Here is a 19,897-nt window from a genome sequence, read left to right as displayed (position 1 = left end):
GGACATCATGGCCGATATCCTGCGCTTCACGATCCTGGGATGCGGCTCGTCGCCCGGCGTGCCGCGTATCTCCGGCGACTGGGGCGCCTGCGATCCGGACAATCCGCGAAACCGGCGCACACGCGCCTCGGCGCTGGTTGAACGGATCGGTGCGAATGGCATCACGCGGGTCGTCATCGATACCGGACCCGATTTCCGCGAGCAGATGGTTCGCGCCGGCGCCGACACGCTCGACGGCGCGGTCTATACCCATCCCCATGCCGACCACATCCACGGCATCGACGACCTGCGGGGCTATGTCATCACGCAGCGCCGGCTGATGAACGTCTGGGCCGATGACGCGACCATGGACCGCCTGATCGAGGCCTTCGGCTACTGCTTTCACACACCGGCCGGATCGTCCTACCCGCCGATCCTGCGTGGTCACCTGATCCGCCACTACGAGCCGTTTTCGATCACGGGCGAGGGTGGCCCGATCACCTTGGAACCCTTGCGCCAGGTCCATGGCGACATCCACTCGCTTGCATTCCGGATCGGACCGCTCGCCTATTGTTCCGATGTATCAGCATTTCCGGAAAGGACATTGGAACGATTGGTAAATCTCGATCTGCTGATCATCGATGCCTTGCAATACCGGCGCCATCCAAGTCATTTCTCGCTTGGCGAGGCGCTGGAGTGGATCGAACAATTGCGGCCGAAACACGCGGTGCTGACGCACATGCATGTGCCGCTGGATTATGCGACGGTCATGGCTGAAACACCGCACAATGTCGAACCGGCCCATGACGGGCTTGTTCTGGAGTTGCCGGTCAGCGGCGACGGGCTGGAAGGAAATCGGGAATGAGCAAGAGCATAGCGCGTGTCGAGGCGGCCGCGTCGAGCGCGGGCATGGATATCACCGTGCGGCGCATGGGCGAATCCACGCGCACGGCGGCGGAAGCCGCGCAGCAATGCGGCTGTGATGTCGCGCAGATCGTCAAGTCGCTGATTTTCCAGGGACAGGAAAGCCAGCGGCTTTATCTGTTTCTGGTTGCCGGAGACAATTCGCTCGATCTTGCCAAGGCTGCGGCACTGGCTGGCGAGAGCCTTGGCCGTGCCGATCCGCGCCTGATCCGCGAACAGACCGGCTTTGCCATTGGCGGCGTTTCACCGATCGGCCACAAGATCGAGATCCCGTGCTTCGCGGACGAGACCCTGCGGCGTTTCGAGACCGTCTGGGCTGCGGCCGGCGCGCATGACGCGGTCTTCGAGGCGCAGACCGGAGCCTTGCTGGAAGCCGCGCATGCAGTGGTCGCCGACCTGAAGGGCTGATTTGTTCCGGGCCTGCGGTTCCTCGCTATCCGGACATCATTAAGTTCCATAATCCATCTTATGCGACATTGATGTTTCTGTTCGCGTGAGCCTGTCGTCACCCTCGGCGCCGGATCGCCTTACAGCGCGAAACGGTCGATGAGATAATCCGGCCGCGCGCCGTGTTCATTGAACAAAGCGTCGAATTCGTCGGCGCCCATCCCCGCCAGGATGCCCGAACGCACCAGCGCCGTTGACAGGCCGAGACCGGCCCCTCCGGCGATGTCGTGTTCCACGCTGTCACCGATGCAGCAGACGTCCCGCGACGGTTCCGTGCCGATCGCTTCAAGCGCGAAGCGGTACATCTCGGGATACGGCTTACCGATCCAGCGGACAGTGCCACCCATCGCTTCGTAGGCGTCGGCGATGGCACCGGCACCGAAATGCGGGCCCGTGGGCGTCAGCATGATCTTGTCAGGATTTGTGCAAAGGCACGGCACGCCACGCCGGGCGGCAGGTTCCATGAGCCTGCGGTAGTCGTCCATCGCCCAGCTGTCGCCGCGGCTGCCGGACAGCAGGATGACGCCGGCGTCCCCGCCATTGTCGGTTTCGCGGAAGCCGAGACCATCGATGGCAGACCGATCGTCGTCGCGCGCCAGAAGAAGGCAGCGCGCGCCTTTCTGCATGTCACCGTTTTCCAGTTCCCTCTTGAGCAGATGCCAGGCCACTTCGCCTGAACTGACGAATGCGCTGTAGGTATCCGGGGAAAAGCCAAGTGAATTCAGCCGCTTGATATTCTGTGCCGCGCGCTTGCCGGAATTTGAAAGCAGCAGGACCGTGCGTCCTTGCCCCGTCATCCGTGCAAGCGCCTCAACGGCGCCGGGATAAGCACTCGTCCCGTTATGCAGGACACCGAACTGGTCGACCAGAAACGTTTCATGACGCGCCATGACATCGCGCAGACTGGCAGTTCGTGTGGCGGCGTTACCGGTCATCGTCATGCCTGCCCCTGCCCGGCGCCCTGCATGGCAAGAAGAGCGGTGCCAAAGGCTGCTTCCAATGAAAGGACAGGAAGCGCCGGGACGGCCAGCTTTCGCTGCCGCATGGCCGACCAGACGGGATTGGACGCGCCGCCGCCGACCGTCCGGATGGATGCCAGCGCCGGCGCGCCAAATTCGAAGAGCTTCGCATAGGCCATCGCCTCGACATTCGCGATGCCTTCGAGGATCGCCTTCAGGAAAAGCGCATCGTCGGCGGGGCGCGGCTCTATGCGGGGCACCATGGCCGGATCATTGACCGGAAAGCGCTCGCCGGTCCTGCTGAGTGGGTAATAATCGAACCCGGTATCGGTTTCCGGATCGATGCGCCGCGACAGAGCGGCAATCTCGTCGCTGGCGAAATGGGCCGCCAGCACGTTGCCGCCGGTGTTCGACGCGCCGCCGGCCAGCCAGCCGCCGGCCAGGCGGTGACTGTAGATACCGAATTGCGGCGCGAAGACCGGTTTGTCGCTGAACAGCTTGATGGTGAGCGTCGTTCCGAGTGCGGTCACGCCGTCGCCGGGCCGGCTCGCACCGGTTGCGAGGAAGGAGGCGCAGCCATCCGTGGTTCCGGCGATGACCAACGCCTGCGGAGCGAGCCCGAATTGGCGGGCCAGACGGCCCCCTGCCCGCGCCATCACCTTGCCCGGTTCCAGGACCGCCGGCAATCGCTCCGTGGCCATGCCCGTTCTGGCGATCCAGTCCGGCCACTGGCGCGATACCGGATCGTAGCCGGTCTTCAGCGCGTTGTTCTCGTCGCTCAGGTCGAAGCGCCCCGAGAGCAGGCCTGCCAGCCAGTCGGCCTGGTGAATGACGCGCACGGTGCCCGGCGCGCCCTGCAGCACGATTGCGCGCGCGAGCGCCGAATTGACGCCACGGGCCGCGCTCGATTCCGGCGCGGCACGCCCCACGGCGTCGACGATTGTCCCGTCCTCCACCGGATCGTTGTACATCATCGGCTGGCCGACGGGCTGTCCGCCGGCGTCCACGGGCAGCATGGTGCCCGACGTGCCGTCGACGCTGAGCGACTTGACCAATGACGGATCGACCGTGGCGAACAGGCTTTCGAGTGACGCTTTGAGAGCCGCTTGCCAGATTCTTGGCGAGCGGTGGTCGGTGCCGAAGGCATCCATGCGCGCCGCGCCTTGCGCAACCACCTGCTGTTTCGCGTCGATGGCGATGGCGCGCACCCCCGAAGTCCCGGCATCGATGCCGACGAAGAGCGGTTCGCGCGCCATTGTCACGCCCCTGCCCGGTCGCGATTGAGCGCCTGGCGGTATTTTTCGGCGTCCCAGTCAAGCAGTTCGGCGTTCTCGGCGGCGCTGAGATAGTTGAGCGCGCTGCCTTCCGGTATGCGCGTGGTCACGTCGGCGAGACAGCGCGCAAGCGCCTCTGCACCCGCGTTGGCGCTGCCATGCATCAGCACGCCCTTGCCCGAAAACAGGATGGAAACCGGCTCGGGAAGACCGGCCCTGGTGAAGCGCGCCGCGACATCGGAAGCGGTTTCACCTTCGCCCGCCAAGACCGAGCCGACACCGAGGAAGATCACGTGATCGGGATAGAGGCTCCCCTGCCCGGCCATGGCCGCCGCGGCGGAGTCAGTCGCCGCGCCATGGCTCACCGGGTCCGCCGGAAGGGCATAATTGCTGCCCTGGCGTGCTGCATCCAGGGCCGCGAAGTCGGGCGCGCCGGACTGGCGAGGCTCATCGGTCAGGCGCCTGTGCACCTCGTCCAGCAATGCTTCCGTCTCGGCCACGTTGTCGCCGCAGACAACGAGGCCATGATTGCCCAGGATGATAACTCGCGTCTCGGGCTTCAGTACGGCCTCGATCGATTTCGACAGCGTCAGCCCCGGCTTCACATAGGGCACGAAGGCCCAGTCCAGTCCGGCCAGCCTTTCGGCGAGGACGGCTTGTGCATCGGCCCGCACCGCATGGGCAATGGTGCCCACGCAATGGACATGAATGACGATGTCCTGCGGCAGCGCCGAATGAACCGTGGTTTCGATGGAGGGACGCAGGCCCGACGGATTGCGATCGGCAAAGACGAAGTCCTGCGCCTTCTCCGCCGAGCCGTCATCACGCCGCACCGCCTCGCGCAGTCTTTCCAGGTCCACCGGAACGAAAATGTCGTCCTTGAGCGCGTTCATCAGCCAGGTGCCCGACGCCTTGATCCAGAGGATGCCGTCGCGCTTGATCGAGGTGTTGCCGCCAGCCGCCTGCACCAGCAGCGGGTCCGCCCCTGCGCGGGCCGATACGGCGCGCAGCGCCTGGAATTCCGGATCATTGGCAATGGCAGTCATGGCATTGGTCCTGTCGCACGTATCGGGCGGCGGTTTGGCCCCCCCCTCTAAGGATGGCTTGCCGGCTTTTCCCGGCGGGCAACCGGCTTCAGCAACGGTTCAGCGGGCCTTCACCTGCAATGTAGCGGCGCACTTCCTCCGCCGCCTGCTCCGCCGCGAAGGTGACCGTCCGCACGGAAGCGCCGGCAATGTGCGGCGTCAGCGTCACATTGGGCAGTTGCAGCAGCGGCCAGTCCTCCGGCACCGGTTCGACGGCGAATGTTTCCAGCATGGCGCCAGCCAGATGGCCGGAGTCGAGCGCCTCGTAAAGCGCATCATAATCGACCAGCGGCCCGCGCGCGGTATTGACGAAGATCGTGCCCGGACGCATCAGCTTGAGCGTCTCGGCATTGATCATCCGGCGTGTCTCCTCGGTCACGCGCGGATGCATGGACACGACGTCGGAACGCTCCAGCAATTCGTGGAATCCGACATGCTCCACGCCGCCCATGCGGTCCTCCTGCGAGAGCTGGACATAGGGATCGCAGACCAGCACGCGCGTCCCGAAGGCGCGCAGCAGCTTGACCACCTTGGTGCCGATATTGCCGTAGCCGATGACGCCAACCGTCAGTTCGTTCAGCTCGCGGCCGGTCACGTCGGCGCGGTAGAGATCGCCCCGCCAGACCCCCTTGCGCAATGCCTCGTGGCCTTCGCGGATCTTGCGCGTCTCGGCCAGGATGGCCCCGATGGTGAATTCCGCCACGGCCGTGGAATTGCGGCCCGGCGTGTTGACGACCGTGATGCCGCGTTCGCGCGCGGCCGCCATGTCGATGTTCACCGGCCCGCCTCGCGACACGGCGACGAGCTTCAGGTTCGGCAAGCGGTCCATCATCCCCGCCGAAAGCGGCGCCAGCTGCGTCACCATGATTTCGGCATCGCCGACAAACTCCACCACGCCATCGGCGGTGCCGAAATATTCCTTCAGCCCGTCCATGCCTTCCACGGCATAGCCGTGTTCCATCGGTTCATCGGGCCAGTTGTCCTTGCGGGTGCGGATCGACACCTTGTCGCCGCAGGCGGCCAAGATCTTTTCCTCGAAGACCTCCGGCAGCATGAAATGGTCGCCGATGATCGCGACGGTCCTGGACATCATTCGTCTCCTGTCTCGGAAAGCTGCGCCCAGACGGGCGCCAGCGCCTCGCGCGAGGCGCGATAGGCGCGATAGGTGCGCGCATAGACCGAGGCCAGCGCGGCATCCGGCGCCTCGGCCTCACCCAAAAGCGGCGTCACCCATTCGGCGATGCAGGCGTCCATGGTTTCATGAACGCCATTGGCGACGCACGCCATCATGGCCGCGCCCGCTGCGCCCGCTTCCTCGCGTGCCGATGTCCGCACGGAGGCATTGACGGAGGCCGAGAAGATGGCGCGCAGCGCTTTCGAGCGCGCCGCCCCGCCGGTCAGGCGGATTTCGCCGGGCACGGCGCCCATGGCGTCGTAGCAGTCGCGGGCGGCAAGGCCCAGACCCTCGATGACGGCGCGCACCAGATCGGGGAAGCGGTGCGACGAGGAAAGCCCGATGAAGCTCGCCCGCGCCGCGTTGTCCACAAAGGGCCCGCGCTCGCCGGCTTCGGAGATGTAGGGGTGGTAAAGACCCCTGCCCGGCTCCGCAGCGGCGATCCAAGGATCGATATGAGCGATGAGATCGCGATGGTCGACGGGTTTGCCCATGTCGGCCATGAGGCCGGAGGCAACCTTCAGCAGCCAGTCGATGTTGAGCGTGGCGGCCATGTTCGACTGGATCTGCGCGACCAGGCCGGGGACAGGCAGGCACATGACATAGCCCGTTCGCTCGGCATTGAGATGGACGCGGTCCGGTGTCGTCGCGCGCATGTGCATGCCGGTCGAGCCGATGATGGTGCATCCGGCCTCGGCGCCGGCGGTGTAGATACCGCCGCCAAGCGCGGTGCACGCGACATCGACATAGCCGAGCGAAACCGGTGTGCCGGCCTTGAGCCCGGTCGCCGTTGCCGCCGCCTCGCTGAGGGGATGGGTGACCCGGGATCCGTCCACGATTTCGGGAAGCAGACGGCGTTCGCCGGAAAGGCCGAGCGCCTCGATGACTTCGTCGTCATATCGGCGCGTGCGAAAATCACCGAAGGTGAAATTGGCTTCCGACGGGTCGCAGGCGCGTACGCCGGTGAAATTGAGATAAAGCCAGTCCTTGCAGTGGAGTGCCACATCGGCCCTGTCCACGGCTTCGGGCATGATTTCCTTCATGCGCACAAGCTGGGTGCCCATCTGGCAGGCATTCAGCCCGCTGCCGGTTTTCGCGAAACGCGCCGCATCGGCCTCGCTCTGGCGCAGGCGGCGGACGACAGGCGCGGCGCGCGCGTCGAGCCAGAGCCAGCCGTCGGCCACCGGTTCATTGTCCTTGCCGACGAGCCATGTGCCGTCGCCCTGGGCGGTGACCGCCAGACCCACGGTGCGGATGGCCAGGTCCGGCACCTTCGCGCCCAGTTCGCGCAGGGTGCGGGCGCAATCCTCCCAGGTTCCTGCCAGCGGCTGGAAGGCCGCCCCGTCCGGGCGCACCGTGTAGCGGTTCGGCGTCGAGGCCACGGCGACCTGACGGCCCGACAGGTCGAAGGCGATCGACTTGATGACCGATGTTCCGGCATCGATGCCGATGATGAGATCGCCGCCCATGGTCATCCCGCCAGTTCCGCTCCGTGGGCGATGGCCTTCCCGCTCCCGGGATCGAAAACGTGCAGGTCCGCCGGGTCGAGGGCAACGCGGATTTCCGCGCCGATATCGACATTGGCGCGGTCATGCTCCACCAGCACAAGCGTCCCGTTGGCGAAGGCGGCGGCGATGTGCCTCTGGTCGCCCAGCCACTGGTTGGTGAGTACGCGCGCGGCAGGCCCCTCGCCTGACCGGCGCACTGCGTAGGGCCGCACGCCGACGCCGTAGCCGCCGTTCATCGCGGCCTTGCCCTTGGCGGCTGCTTCCAGCAGTTCATCGAGGTTGGTCGGGACCGCGATGCCGGCGGAATCGAAGACGCGCTTGTTGTAGGTCAGGTTGTTCTGCTCATAGGCGAGCGGGATGCACCACTGCTTGGCGTCATCGGACCCGAGCGCGCCGCCCGGCTTGCCGTTCCATGCGCAGGACTTCACCACGCCCGGCAGCATGTCACCCCAATTGTAGTCGGGGTTGGTCTTGCTGTCGTCCTTGATCCACTGGTTGAGATCCTCGATCCAGCTGGCCGGGCCGTAGATCCAGGTCATGTAGGCGCCGCTCATGAAGGCGTCGTATTCGGTGGAGCCGGAGGACAGCGCCGCCGTGACCTTGTCGAAATAGACGTCTTCCGGGAAAACGTCATACTGGACATCCATGCCCGTCAGCTCCTTGAAGTTCTCAAGGTTGGCCAGCATGGCATCGGTATAGGGGTGCTTGTTCAAGAGAAGCTTGATCGTGGTGCCCGCGTGCTTCTTCCAGTCGAATCCGTTCTGCGCCAGGGCTTTGGTGGCAGCGGCGTTGACCAGAACGCTGGCAGTTGCGGCCGTGACGCAGAGGGCGGCAAGCCCCGCGGATCAGGTCGCGGCGGCTGACCGAGCCGCGCACGAAGCCGTCGAAAAGCTGCTTTTCCTTTTCATGCATTTCGGTTTCCTCCCGTTGATGTCCCGATCAGGACGGTTCAAGGTTGACGAGAGCACGCGCCGTGCGCTCATCGGTAATGAGGCCGCTGAGCAGGCGGCTCTCAAACACGGAGTGGATGGCGCGGACCTTGAGCGTCCCGCCAGCCAGGGCAATGATCCTGCGGTCCCGCAACTCATCCAGCCGTAGCGCAAGGGTGCGTTCCGTCAGCGTGGTGTCGACCGGATCGCCCTTGTCGTCGAAGAAATGGCCGAGGATTTCACCGGCGCCGCCTTTCGCGTTCACCTCGGCGATTTCCGCCGGTTCGATCATGCCTGTCGCCACCAGCGAAGCGCCGGGCTCTGCCGTGCCGATGCCGACGATGAACAGGCTTGCCGAGCGCGCCAGGTCGAGCACGTCGGAAATGCCGCGCTGCGACAACAGGACATCACGGTCTTCCGCGGTGTTAGCGAAGAAGGGAACGGGCATGACATAGGCGTCGGCGCCGGTGCGCTCGGCCAGGCGGTGGATCACGTCATGGGGATTGGCTGAGAACTTGCGGGTCAGGCCGCCGAGAAGCGAAACGAACCGCGTCTTGCCGGCACTCATGCGCGGCAGGAACTCGACGCTGGCCGCCAGCGTGCGGCCATGGCCGATGCCGATCAGCAGGTTTTCCTCGCGTTCGATCTCGCGCTTGAGGAACTGCGCTCCTGCCCTGCCCAGGGCGCGAAGCGGCAGGTCGTCGGAATCGATGTCTGGAACGACCAAGCAATAATCCAGTCCGTGACGCTCGCACAGCCGGGCTTCCAGGGCCACGCACTCGGCCACCTCGCCATCAATGAACACCTTCACCAGACCCGCCTGGTTCGCGCGGGTAATCAGGCGGTGTGCCTTCATGGAGGTCAGGCCAAGACGCTTGGCCACCTCCGCCTGGGTCAGGCCGCCGGCATAGTGAAGCCACGCCGCACGCGCGGCCATGGACGCTTCATTGTCGAGCGAAAGGGACGAACCGTTGACAGCCACTTGAAATCCTCCCGGATGATAAAAATATCATCGTCTGAAATTTTTTTCATGACGACCCGTTTTTGTCAAGTGTTTGACGAGAGGATTCGCTGCCCGGGACGAGGGGCCTGGCGCGGCTTCGGGCTGCGCGCGCGGACGTACGCGCTCCGCCATCCAGTCCGCGGATTGCAGGAAGCCAGGATGTCCGGCGGGTCTGTGTTTCTAGAGATCGATCCGGCGAAGATCGTCGAGCAGGTCGAGAAGATGTTTCAGGTTCCGCGCGCCGAACCGCTCCTCCAGCCGCGAAAAAATGGCCGCGCTGTCCGGCAGATGCTCCAGAATCAGCGCCCGGCCCTTCTGCGTGATGCAGACAAGGGTACGTCGCCGGTCTGCATCGTCCGTGCGGCGAGCGATCAGGCCGTCCGCCTCCATGGTCCGCAACATGCGTGTCAGGCTCGGCAATTGAAGGCAGGCGGCGGACGCGATGGCACTCTGTTCTATCTCGCCCATCTCGTCGAGAACCCGAAGCACGCGCCATTGCTGTTCCGAAATGCCGCTTTGCTGCAACATGACGCGGATCGGTCCCATGACCGTCTCGCGGGCGCGCAGGAGGGCGATGGGCAGGGAACGGGCCGTCGGCGCGAAACGCGCGGGCTGCGCATTTTCCGAATCGTCTGTCATGTTTCCTCTATCGGCTGTTTCGCCGTTCCTGCCAAGCACGGCCTTGACATTGCCGCGACAATACTTAACAAAGCAATTAATGGGGAGGACTGGTCCCGTGCCGCATATCCAGATCGACTATTCCGGCAACCTGGAGGATCGCCTCGATGTGGCGGGCCTGTGCCGCGCACTGCGCGATGCGGCGGTTGAAACGGGGGTCTTTCCGCTGGCAGGCGTGCGCGTGCGGGCGACCGCCTGCACCCATTGGGTGATCGCAAACGGCGATCCGCACCATGCTTTCCTCGACATTTCCATCCGGCTGCGCGGCGGGCGTTCACCGGAAGACAAGAAACGCGCCACGGCGCATGTCTTTGCCGCCGCCGAACGCTTCTGCGCCAAGGTCATGGACACATCCTCCTTCATGCTGTCACTGGAAATGCGTGACATCGACCCGGAACTGAGCCCCAAGGTGAGTTCCATCCGCAAGTATCTTCCCGGAGATCATTCATGAGCGACCTCGATACCCGCCTTGCCGCGCTTGCGCCTCATCTCGATCGCTACCGCGCCACCGGTATCGCAAACCTGATCGGCGGCGAGACGCTGCCGGCGGCCTCCGGCGAAACCTTCGAAACGCGTTCGCCCGTGGACGAGAGCCTGATTGCCAGCGTTGCCAGCAGCGGTGCGGCCGATGTCGACGCGGCAGCGCAGGCCGCGAAGGCCGCGTTTCCCGAATGGCGGGCGATGAAGGGCGCGGAGCGCAAGAAACTCCTCCACCGGATCGCCGATGCCATCGTCGCGCGCGCCGAGGAAATCGCGCTTTGCGAATGCTGGGATACGGGCCAGGCCTACCGGTTCATGTCCAAGGCGGCGCTGCGGGGCGCGGAGAACTTCCGCTTTTTCGCAGACATGGCGCCCTCGGCGCGTGACGGCAAGTCCCTGCCCTCGCCCGATCATCTCAACGTCACTTCGCGCACCCCGATCGGCCCGGTCGGTGTCATCACGCCGTGGAACACGCCCTTCATGCTGTCCACGTGGAAGATCGCGCCGGCGCTCGCCGCCGGCTGCACGGTAGTACACAAGCCGGCGGAGTTTTCACCGCTGACCGCGCGCCTGCTGGCCGAGATCTGCCACGACGCCGGATTGCCGGCCGGCGTGCTCAATCTCGTCAACGGGTTTGGCGAGACGGCCGGCAAGGCGCTGACCGAGCATCCCGACATCAAGGCCATCGCCTTTGTGGGCGAAAGCCGCACCGGTTCGATGATCATGGCGCAGGGCGCGCCGACCCTCAAGCGCGTGCATTTCGAACTGGGCGGCAAGAACCCGGTCGTCGTGTTCGACGATGCCGACCTAGAACGGGCGCTCGATGCCGTGATCTTCATGATCTATTCGCTCAATGGCGAGCGCTGCACCTCCTCCTCACGCCTGCTTGTGCAGGAAACGATCGCGGAGGAATTCCACGCCCGCCTTGCCGAGCGGGTTCGCCGCATCAAGGTCGGCCATCCGCTCGATCCGGCGACTGAAATCGGCCCCCTCATCCACAGGACGCATTTCGAGAAGGTGACCTCCTATGTCGAGACCGGCAAGCAGGACGGTGCGCATCTGGCGGCCGGCGGCGGGCGTGTCGGCGATACAGGCTGGTTCGTGGAGCCGACGCTTTTCACCCATGCGCGTTCGGACATGCGCATTGCCCGCGAGGAGGTCTTCGGCCCCTTCCTGACCTCGATCACCTTCAGGGACGAGGACGAGGCGCTGGCCATTGCCAACGATGTCGACTACGGCTTGACAGGCTATTTCTGGACCAATGACATAACCCGGGCGCTGCGTTTTTCGGAGGGTCTCGAAGCCGGCATGATCTGGGTGAACTCCGAAAACGTCCGTCACCTGCCCACCCCTTTCGGCGGCATGAAGGCAAGCGGGATCGGCCGCGACGGCGGCGACTGGTCGTTCGAATTCTACATGGAGCAGAAGAACGTGGCCTTCGCCACCGGCCGCCACACGATAACGCGGCTGGGCGCCTGAGCGCCCAGGCTGGCAGCTCTTGCCTGTCTTTCGCCTCTTCGCCCGCCAATCGCTTCAGGAGCCCATGCCATGCCGGTACCTGCCCCCAACCTCTACCCGCCCTTCAACATCGTGCGCCTGAGCCATGTGGAACTGATCGTGACCGATCTGGCGGCCAGTCGCGCCTTCTACGTCGACACACTCGGCCTGCAGGTGACCGACGAAACCGAACGCACCATCTGGCTGCGCGCCATGGAGGAACGCGGCCATCATTGCATGGTGCTCCACAAGGGCGGCACGCCTTCGGTGAACTACCTCGCCTACAAGGTCTTCTCCGAGGAAGACCTCGACCGGGCGCATGACTGGTTCAGCGCGCGCGGCCACGCGGTCGAATGGGTGAACCGCGACCATCAGGGCCGGACGCTGCGCACGCATGACTGTTTCGGCGCGCCGATGGAGTACTATTTCAGAATGGAACGGCTGGAGCCGATCCACCAGAAATACGCGCTCTATCATGGCGTGAAGCCGCTCCGGATCGACCATTTCAACTGCTTTGCGCCCAATGTCGACGAGGCCGTGGCGTTCTACAACGAACTGGGCTTCCGGGTCACCGAATATACCGAGGACGAGGAAACCGGCCGTCTCTGGGCCGCCTGGACGCATCGCAAGGGCGGCGTGCACGACATCGCGTTCACCAATGGAACCGGCCCGCGCCTCCACCACACGGCTTTCTGGGTGCCCACGCCGCTCAACATCATCGACCTGTGCGACCTGATGTCGACCACCGGCTACCTGAAGAACATGGAGCGCGGACCGGGCCGGCATGGCATTTCCAACGCCTTCTTCCTCTATATCCGCGATCCTGACGGCCACCGCATCGAGATCTACTGCTCCGACTACCAGACGGTGGACCCGGACCTGGAGCCGATCCGCTGGGACCTGAAGGACCCGCAGCGCCAGACGCTGTGGGGCGCGCCCGCGCCCAGAAGCTGGTTCGAGGAAGGTAGCGCCTTCACCGGTGTCGCCCAGAGCGAGAGCGACATGAAGGCCCAACCGATCATCGCGCCGTGAAGGCCGGTGCTGCCAACGCACACAGGCCACACTCCATCCCGGCATGTCCGGTCCGCAAAGAGGGTCAATGCCATGACACCCGAAGATTTCCGCAAATGGTCGCGCAAGGCTGCTGACTGGGGCGCGGATTACCGCGAAAGCCTGCGCGAGCGCCCGGTGCGGGCGCAAACGGCGCCGGGTGACATTGCCGCGCAATTGCCCGCCGCACCGCCCGAGGCCGCCGAAGCCATGGACGCGATCATGGCCGACTTCGAGCGGATCGTGCTGCCCGGCATGACCCACTGGCAGCATCCGCGTTTCTTCGCCTATTTCCCGGCCAATGCGGCGGACATATCGGTGGTGGCCGAGTATCTCGTCACCGCCATGGCCGCGCAATGCATGCTGTGGCAGACAAGCCCGGCGGCGACCGAGATGGAGACCCGGATGATGGACTGGCTGCGCCAGGCCATCGGCTTGCCGGACCGTTTCTCGGGTGTCATCCAGGACAGCGCGTCCTCGGCCACGCTGGCCGCCGTGCTGACCATGCGCGAACGCGCCCTGGAATGGGCCGGCAACCACCAGGGCCTGTCGGGCCAGCCGCGCCTGCGCGTCTATGCCAGCGCCGAGGTGCATACCTCCGTCGACCGCGCCATCTGGATTGCCGGCATCGGCCAGGACAACCTCGTGCGCGTTCCGGTTACCGGAGAGCGGCGCGGCCTCGACCCGGCCGCGCTGGAAGCCGCCATTCGCGCCGACCGCGACGCCGGTTTTCTGCCGGCCGGCCTGATTGCCTGCACGGGCGGCACCAGCGTGGGCGCCTGCGACGACCTGGCGGCGGTGATCAAGGTCGCGAAGGAACATGGCCTTTATACCCATGTCGATGCGGCATGGGCCGGTTCGGCCATGATCTGCCCGGAGTTCAGGACACTGTGGACCGGTGTCGAGGGCGCCGATTCCGTTGTCTTCAACCCGCACAAGTGGCTCGGCGCGCAATTCGACTGCTCGGCCCATTTCATCGCCGATCCGACGAGCCTGGTGAAGACGCTCGCCATCCAGCCGGAATTCCTGAAAACCCACGGCCATGACGGTCTCATCAACTATTCGGAATGGTCGGTCCCGCTCGGCCGCCGTTTCCGCGCGTTGAAGCTCTGGTTCCTGATGCGCGGCCATGGCCTTGAAGGCCTGCGCCAGCGCATCCGCAACCATGTCGCCTGGTCTGAAGCCCTGGCCGAACGCCTGCGTGCTACACCCGGCTTCGAGATCGTCACCGAGCCGGTGCTGTCGCTCTTCACCTTCCGGCTTGCCGGACGCGACGACGCGGCCCAGCTTGCCTTCGTCAACCGGATCAATGACGACGGGCGCATCTACATCACCCAGACACGGGTCGACGGCGCCATCGCCATCCGCTTCCAGGCCGGGCAGTTCGACGCGGAAGAAGCGGACGTGGCGATGGCCGGAGACGTCCTCATCGAACTGGCGGAGGACGCATGAGACTGGCAAGCTTTTCATCGGGCGGACAGGCCTTCTGGGGCGCAGTCGCCGATGGCGGACTGATCGCCCTGTCGCCGGACTTCCCGCAGTACCGCACGCTCCGGAACGTCATCGAGGCCGGCGCGCTCGAAGCGGTCGGCAAGGCCGCAATGGGCCGCGCCATCACGCATCCCGATGGGTCCTTCCAATGGGAAATCCCCGTTCCGGATCCCGAGAAGATCATCTGCGTCGGCGTCAACTTCCCCGACCGGAACGCCGAGTACAAGGACGGGCAGGATGCACCGCCCAACATGAGCCTGTTCATCCGCTTCGCGCGCTCCTTTGTCGGCCATGAAACGCCCCTCACCCGGCCGCCGGAAACGCATCAGCTTGATTACGAGGGCGAGATCGCCATCGTCATCGGCAAGGGCGGCCGGCGCATAGCCGAAACGCAGGCGCTGGAACACATCGCCGCGCTCACCCTGTGCAACGAGGGGACGCTGCGCGACTGGGTGCGCCATGCCAAGTTCAACGTGACACAGGGCAAGAACTGGGACGGTTCGGGCGCCATGGGTCCCTGGCTCGTGCCCTTCACGGATGCGTCGCAGATCGTCGACGTGGGCTTGCGGACCCGCGTCAACGGCGAGACGCGCCAGGACGACCGGACCGGGCGGATGCTGTTTCCCGTCGCCCGCCAGATCGCCTACATCTCGACTTTCACCACGCTCGTTCCCGGCGACATCATCGTCACCGGGACGCCGACCGGGGCCGGCGCCCGGTTCGATCCGCCGCGCTATCTCAAGCCCGGCGACGTCATCGAGGTCGAGGCCGACGGCATCGGCCTGTTGCGCAACGGAGTGATGGACGAATGACGCCCGGCGAGATCGAGGATGCCGCAAGGAGGCTTTTGGAGGCGGAACGAACGGGCATTCAATGCGGTTTGCTGAGCCTGGCTTATCCCGGCATGACGCTGGACGAGGCCTATGCGGTCCAGGCCGCGCTGGTCGCGCGCAAGATGGCGGAAGGCCCGCGCGTGATCGGCTGGAAGATCGGCCTGACCTCGCGCGCCATGCAGCAGGCACTGAACATCACCACGCCGGATTCCGGCGTCCTGCTGGACGACATGCTGTTCGAGACGGGCGCAACCGTGCCGGCCGGCCGGTTCATCCAGCCGCGTATCGAGGCGGAAATCGCCTTCATCCTGAACCGTGATCTCCGGGGTGCGAGCGTGACGCGGGAGGATGTGCTGGCTGCCACGCAAGCGGTTGCGCCGGCGCTCGAAATCCTCGACACGCGCATCCTGCGCGCCGATCCGCAGACGGGAAAGGCCCGCATCATCACAGACACGGTGTCCGACAACGCCGCCAATGCCGGTATCGTGCTTGGCCATGAACGCCATGCCCCCGGCACTTTCGACCTGCGTTGGACCGGATGCATTCTCAAGCGCAATGGCGTGGTGGAGGAAACGGGGCTGGGCGCCGGTGTCCTCGACGATCCGGTGACAGGGATTGTCTGGCTGGCCAAGCGCCTGGCGGCTTACGGTCAAGGCCTTTCGGCGGGCGACGTCGTCCTGTCCGGGTCCTTCGTCCGCCCGGTCGAGGCCCCGCCGGGGAGCCGGTTCATGGCCGATTTCGGCCCGTTCGGGAGCGTTGCCATCGCTTTTGGCTGACCGGCGCGGCCGGTCTGCCTTGCTCTCGACACCGATCCGGTTTATGCGCCTCACCGATCGCGGCCCGATGCACGCCTTCGCGTGCCCGCCGCCTGCCCCCTGAAGCACGGAAAGAGCCACAATGTCCGCACCGCGTGTCAGTTTCGTTTCCCTCGGCTGCCCCAAGGCGCTGGTCGATTCCGAGCGCATCATCACGCGCCTGCGCGCCGAAGGCTACGAGATCGCCCGAAAGCACGACGGCGCGGATCTCGTCGTCGTCAATACCTGCGGTTTTCTCGATTCAGCCCGCGACGAATCCCTGGGCGCCATCGGCCAGGCGCTGAACGAGAACGGCAAGGTGATCGTGACCGGCTGTCTCGGGGCGGAGCCGGATGTCATCCGCGAACGGCATCCGGGCGTGCTCGCCATCACCGGCCCGCAAGCCTATGAAAGCGTCATGGCCGCCGTGCACGAAGCCGCCCCGCCCGTCCATGATCCCTTCCTGGACCTGGTGCCGGAACAGGGCGTGAAGCTGACGCCGCGCCACTATGCCTATCTCAAGATTTCCGAGGGCTGCTCGAACCGCTGTTCCTTCTGCATCATCCCGGCGCTGCGCGGGGACCTCGTCTCCCGGCCGGCCGGTGACGTGCTGCGCGAGGCCGAAAAGCTGGTCAAGGCCGGGGTGAAGGAAATCCTCGTCATCAGCCAGGATACCAGTGCCTATGGCCTGGACCTGAAATATGCCGAAAGCCCCTGGCAGGACCGGCAGGTGCGCACGCGTTTCCTCGATCTTGCGCGCGAACTGGGCGAGATGGGCGTCTGGGTGCGCATGCACTATGTCTACCCCTATCCCCATGTCGACGACGTCATTCCGCTGATGGCGGAAGGCAAGATCCTGCCCTACCTCGACATTCCCTTCCAGCACGCCAGCCCGGCCGTGCTGAAGAACATGCGCCGCCCGGCCCACCAGGAAAAGACGCTGGAACGTATCCGCCGCTGGCGCGAAATCTGTCCTGACCTTGCGGTCCGTTCCACCTTCATCGCCGGTTTCCCGGGCGAGACGGAGGAAGATTTCCAGATGCTGCTCGACTGGCTCGACGAAGCGAAGATCGACCGGGCCGGCTGCTTCAAGTATGAGCCGGTCAAGGGAGCGCGTTCGAACGACCTCGGCCTTGAGGAAGTGCCGGACGAAATCAAGCAGGTGCGGTGGAAGCGCTTCATGGAACGCCAGCAAGGCGTCTCTGCAAAACTCCTCAAGCAGCGCGTCGGCAAGCGCCTGCCCGTCATCATCGACAAGGCGGACGGCACATCGGGAACAGGGCGCACGAAATACGACGCGCCCGAGATCGACGGCGTGGTGCATGTGCAATCGCGCCGGCCGCTGCGTGTCGGCGACATCGTGACCGTCAAGATCGACGCCGCGGACGCCTACGACCTCCGGGGCACGGCCGTCTGAATTAACCCTGCCGGTTCACCCTGTCCGCAGGCTCCGGTATCGTTAACGAATACTTGACGCTAGGGTCGCGCCTCTGATCGAGGCGTTGACGAATGGCCAGTCAAGGTGAAAGACATGCGGAAATAACCGAACGGGTCGGGTCGCTGGACCTGTTGCGGCTTGTTTCGGCGCTGGCTGTCGTGGCCTTCCACTACCTGTTCCGGGGCGCGCATGGCGGCGCACCCCTTCTTGATGCCGCCTATCCGGCCGCCGGGGCGGTGGCGATCTTCGGCTATCTCGGCCTCAACCTCTTCTTCCTGATTTCCGGCTTCGTCATTGCCTGGTCGGCCGAAGGGCGCAGTTTCACCGGTTTCGCGATTGCCCGCTTCTCCCGGCTTTACCCCGGTTTTGTCGCCTGCATGTCCATCACCTTCCTTGTGCTGGCATTTGCGGACGATCCCCGGCTTCCCGCAAGCGCAGCCCAATACGCCGCCAATCTCGCCATGGTGGCCCCGGCATTCGGTCAGCCCTTCATGGACGGCGTCTACTGGACGATCGTGCTTGAACTTGTCTTCTATTTCTGGGTCTCGGTGGCGATCCTCACCCGTGTCTTTTCAAATGCGCGGCTCCTTGTGCTCGCGCTCTGGCTCGCCGTTTCGATTGTCAACGAATACTGGCTGGGCAGCGGCGTCCTGCGCATGGTGCTGATCACCGAATATGCACCATTCTTCGCCGGTGGCATGCTGGCTCATTACCTCCTTTCGCGCGGACGCAGCATGGAGGCCGTGCTGCTCTGCGCGGCGGCGTTCCTGATGGCGCTGTCGCACATGAAGGGCATGCAGGGATGGATGCTTTCCCATTACGGCATCGCCCTGACCGACCGGCAGCTTCTCACCGGCGGCCTGGTGGTGCACCTGTTGTTCTGGTTTGCCGTCGCGGTGCGCAGCCTGATCCCGGCCACACCGCTCGTCATGATGCTCGGCGGCCTCACTTATCCGCTTTACCTGCTGCACCAGAACATCGGCTACGTGCTGATCAATATGTTGGCGCCCCATGCCGGTCATGCCCTGGCAGCGGTCGCCGCCCTCTTGATCGTCACCGCGCTCGCCTGGGCTGTCTGGCGCCACGTCGAGACACCAGGCCGGCGCGCCGTCTCAGCGCTTCTTCATGGCGCCGTGCGGCTTGCCGACAGATTGCCGTTTTTCGGGGCCGCGCTTCGGCGAAACTGAAAACGCGGGACCCCGAGGCCCCGCGCTCTCTCTCGTTCAGGAAGCTGCTCCTGCCTTATTGCGGCAGCTTGTCGTCCACGCCCTGGACGTAGAAGTTCATGCCGAGCAGCGTGCCGTCATCGGCCACTTCGCCCTCGGCCAGCCAGTCGGAGCCGTCCTGCTTCTTCACTGGGCCGGTGAAGGGATGGAACGTGCCGTCCTTGATCTTGCCTTCGATTTCCTCGGCCTTGGCCTTCAGGTCATCCGGCATGTTGGTGTAAGGCGCCATCAGGACTTCGCCTTCCGGCATGCCGGCCCAGACGTCGACCTGTTCCCAGGTGCCGTCGAGCACGGCCTTGACCCGCTTGATGTAGTAGGGCGCCCAGTTGTCGACGATGGAGGTCAGCTGGGTTTCGGGCCCGAACTTGATCATGTCGGAGGCCTGGCCGAAGGCCTTGATGCCACGCTCGGATGCAACCTGCATCGGCGCGGTGGAATCGGTGTGCTGCGTTATGATGTCGGCGCCCTGGTCGATCAGCGCCTTGGCGGCGTCGGCTTCCTTGCCGGGATCGAACCAGGTGTTGGCCCAGACCACCTTCACCTTGAAATCCGGATTGACCGACTGCGCGCCGAGCATGAAGGCGTTGATGCCCATCACCACTTCCGGGATCGGGAACGATGCGATGTAGCCTGCCGTGCCGGCCTCGGACAGCGAGGCAGCGATCACGCCCTGCACGTAGCGGCCCTCGTAGAAGCGGGCGTTGTAGGTGGCAACGTTCGGATGCTCGCGCTTGTAGCCGGTGGCGTGCTCGAACTTCACGTCGGGAAACTTGGCGGCCACCTTGTTGGTCGCATCCATGTAGCCGAAGGACGTCGTGAAGATGATGTTGCAGCCGGAGCGCGCGAAGCGCTCGATGGCGCGTTCGGCATCGGCACCTTCCGGCACGCTTTCCAGATAGGCGGTTTCCACCTTGTCGCCGAGGGCTTCCTCGACGGCGAGCAGGCCCTGGTGATGCTGGTAGGACCAGCCGAAGTCGCCGATGGGGCCGACATAGATGAAGCAGGCCTTGACCTTGTCCATCTGCGCAAGGGCGCCGGATGTGGCCGCGGCGCCCAGCACGGTTGCCGTGGCAAGGGAGAGAAGCAGTTTCTTCATGTGTTCAACCTCTTGAGTGTGAATGTCGAGGG

The 19,897-nt window shown here is 64.9% G+C and carries 19 protein-coding genes; 10 read left to right on the top strand and 9 right to left on the bottom strand.

Annotation, left to right across the window (positions count from 1 at the left end):
• Positions 1-7 precede the first annotated feature (7 nt).
• Positions 8-844 (top strand): MBL fold metallo-hydrolase, encoded by an 837-nt coding sequence (locus ACLB6G_RS12995; protein WP_410356610.1) that lies wholly within the window; start codon positions 8-10, stop codon positions 842-844.
• Positions 841-1,311 (top strand): YbaK/EbsC family protein, encoded by a 471-nt coding sequence (locus ACLB6G_RS12990; protein ID WP_410356609.1) that lies wholly within the window; start codon positions 841-843, stop codon positions 1,309-1,311. Before ACLB6G_RS12995 ends, ACLB6G_RS12990 begins: the two co-directional genes overlap by 4 nt.
• Positions 1,312-1,430: 119 nt before the next feature.
• Here the strand turns inward: ACLB6G_RS12990 and ACLB6G_RS12985 are convergent, their stop codons facing one another.
• From ACLB6G_RS12985 to hpaR, 8 genes are all read right to left on the bottom strand, one after another.
• On the bottom strand, positions 1,431-2,285 hold the full coding sequence (locus tag ACLB6G_RS12985) for a TIGR01459 family HAD-type hydrolase (protein WP_410356802.1): 855 nt from the start codon (positions 2,283-2,285) through the stop codon (positions 1,431-1,433).
• Positions 2,286-2,287: 2 nt separating this feature from the next.
• Positions 2,288-3,565 carry an FGGY-family carbohydrate kinase gene (locus tag ACLB6G_RS12980; protein WP_410356608.1) on the bottom strand — a complete coding sequence of 426 codons (1,278 nt, stop codon included), beginning with the start codon at positions 3,563-3,565 and terminating at the stop codon, positions 2,288-2,290.
• Positions 3,566-3,567: 2 nt separating this feature from the next.
• On the bottom strand, positions 3,568-4,620 hold the full coding sequence (locus tag ACLB6G_RS12975; protein WP_410356801.1) for a class II aldolase/adducin family protein: 1,053 nt from the start codon (positions 4,618-4,620) through the stop codon (positions 3,568-3,570).
• Positions 4,621-4,717: 97 nt separating this feature from the next.
• Positions 4,718-5,758: a 2-hydroxyacid dehydrogenase gene (locus tag ACLB6G_RS12970; protein WP_410356800.1), complete on the bottom strand. Its 1,041-nt coding sequence runs from the start codon at positions 5,756-5,758 to the stop codon at positions 4,718-4,720.
• The gene (locus tag ACLB6G_RS12965; protein ID WP_410356607.1) at positions 5,758-7,317 is read right to left on the bottom strand and encodes an FGGY-family carbohydrate kinase; all 1,560 of its coding nucleotides are present in this window, start codon (positions 7,315-7,317) and stop codon (positions 5,758-5,760) included. Before ACLB6G_RS12965 ends, ACLB6G_RS12970 begins: the two co-directional genes overlap by 1 nt.
• On the bottom strand, positions 7,314-7,997 hold the full coding sequence (locus tag ACLB6G_RS12960; protein WP_410356799.1) for an extracellular solute-binding protein: 684 nt from the start codon (positions 7,995-7,997) through the stop codon (positions 7,314-7,316). Before ACLB6G_RS12960 ends, ACLB6G_RS12965 begins: the two co-directional genes overlap by 4 nt.
• A 292-nt stretch (positions 7,998-8,289) precedes the next feature.
• A complete protein-coding gene (locus ACLB6G_RS12955; protein WP_410356798.1) occupies positions 8,290-9,216 on the bottom strand; it encodes a sugar-binding transcriptional regulator in 927 nt (308 codons plus the stop codon).
• A 246-nt stretch (positions 9,217-9,462) separates the two neighbouring features.
• Positions 9,463-9,921 carry a homoprotocatechuate degradation operon regulator HpaR gene (gene hpaR, locus ACLB6G_RS12950; RefSeq protein WP_410356606.1) on the bottom strand — a complete coding sequence of 153 codons (459 nt, stop codon included), beginning with the start codon at positions 9,919-9,921 and terminating at the stop codon, positions 9,463-9,465.
• A gap of 97 nt (positions 9,922-10,018) precedes the next feature.
• Between hpaR and ACLB6G_RS12945 the strand changes: the two genes are divergently transcribed.
• The 8 genes from ACLB6G_RS12945 (at position 10,019) to ACLB6G_RS12910 (ending at position 18,730) form a co-directional block, all read left to right on the top strand.
• On the top strand, positions 10,019-10,411 hold the full coding sequence (locus ACLB6G_RS12945; RefSeq protein ID WP_410356605.1) for a 5-carboxymethyl-2-hydroxymuconate isomerase: 393 nt from the start codon (positions 10,019-10,021) through the stop codon (positions 10,409-10,411).
• Positions 10,408-11,919 carry a 5-carboxymethyl-2-hydroxymuconate semialdehyde dehydrogenase gene (gene hpaE / locus ACLB6G_RS12940; protein WP_410356604.1) on the top strand — a complete coding sequence of 504 codons (1,512 nt, stop codon included), beginning with the start codon at positions 10,408-10,410 and terminating at the stop codon, positions 11,917-11,919. Before ACLB6G_RS12945 ends, hpaE begins: the two co-directional genes overlap by 4 nt.
• A gap of 69 nt (positions 11,920-11,988) precedes the next feature.
• Positions 11,989-12,969, top strand: a complete 981-nt coding sequence (gene hpaD, locus ACLB6G_RS12935) for a 3,4-dihydroxyphenylacetate 2,3-dioxygenase (RefSeq protein ID WP_410356603.1) — start codon at positions 11,989-11,991, stop codon at positions 12,967-12,969.
• 72 nt (positions 12,970-13,041) lie between these two features.
• Entirely contained in the window at positions 13,042-14,439 is a 1,398-nt protein-coding gene (locus ACLB6G_RS12930) for a pyridoxal phosphate-dependent decarboxylase family protein (RefSeq protein ID WP_410356602.1), read from the top strand.
• The gene (locus ACLB6G_RS12925; RefSeq protein ID WP_410356600.1) at positions 14,436-15,290 is read left to right on the top strand and encodes a fumarylacetoacetate hydrolase family protein; all 855 of its coding nucleotides are present in this window, start codon (positions 14,436-14,438) and stop codon (positions 15,288-15,290) included. The genes ACLB6G_RS12930 and ACLB6G_RS12925 overlap by 4 nt, the downstream gene beginning before the upstream one ends.
• The gene (gene hpaH, locus ACLB6G_RS12920) at positions 15,287-16,087 is read left to right on the top strand and encodes a 2-oxo-hept-4-ene-1,7-dioate hydratase (RefSeq protein WP_410356599.1); all 801 of its coding nucleotides are present in this window, start codon (positions 15,287-15,289) and stop codon (positions 16,085-16,087) included. The genes ACLB6G_RS12925 and hpaH overlap by 4 nt, the downstream gene beginning before the upstream one ends.
• A 121-nt stretch (positions 16,088-16,208) precedes the next feature.
• Positions 16,209-17,522 (top strand): 30S ribosomal protein S12 methylthiotransferase RimO, encoded by a 1,314-nt coding sequence (gene rimO, locus ACLB6G_RS12915; protein WP_410356598.1) that lies wholly within the window; start codon positions 16,209-16,211, stop codon positions 17,520-17,522.
• 92 nt (positions 17,523-17,614) lie between these two features.
• Entirely contained in the window at positions 17,615-18,730 is a 1,116-nt protein-coding gene (locus ACLB6G_RS12910; protein ID WP_410356597.1) for an acyltransferase family protein, read from the top strand.
• Between the two features lie 55 nt (positions 18,731-18,785).
• Here the strand turns inward: ACLB6G_RS12910 and ACLB6G_RS12905 are convergent, their stop codons facing one another.
• Positions 18,786-19,865, bottom strand: a complete 1,080-nt coding sequence (locus ACLB6G_RS12905) for a BMP family ABC transporter substrate-binding protein (RefSeq protein WP_410356596.1) — start codon at positions 19,863-19,865, stop codon at positions 18,786-18,788.
• Between the last annotated feature and the right edge of the window lie 32 nt (positions 19,866-19,897).

The sequence above is a fragment of the Zhengella sedimenti genome (assembly GCF_046506625.1).
In the GTDB taxonomy this organism is placed as follows: domain Bacteria; phylum Pseudomonadota; class Alphaproteobacteria; order Rhizobiales; family Rhizobiaceae; genus Zhengella; species Zhengella sedimenti.
Note: the sequence above shows the minus strand (reverse complement) of the source record. Positions and strands in the feature narration are given on the sequence as shown.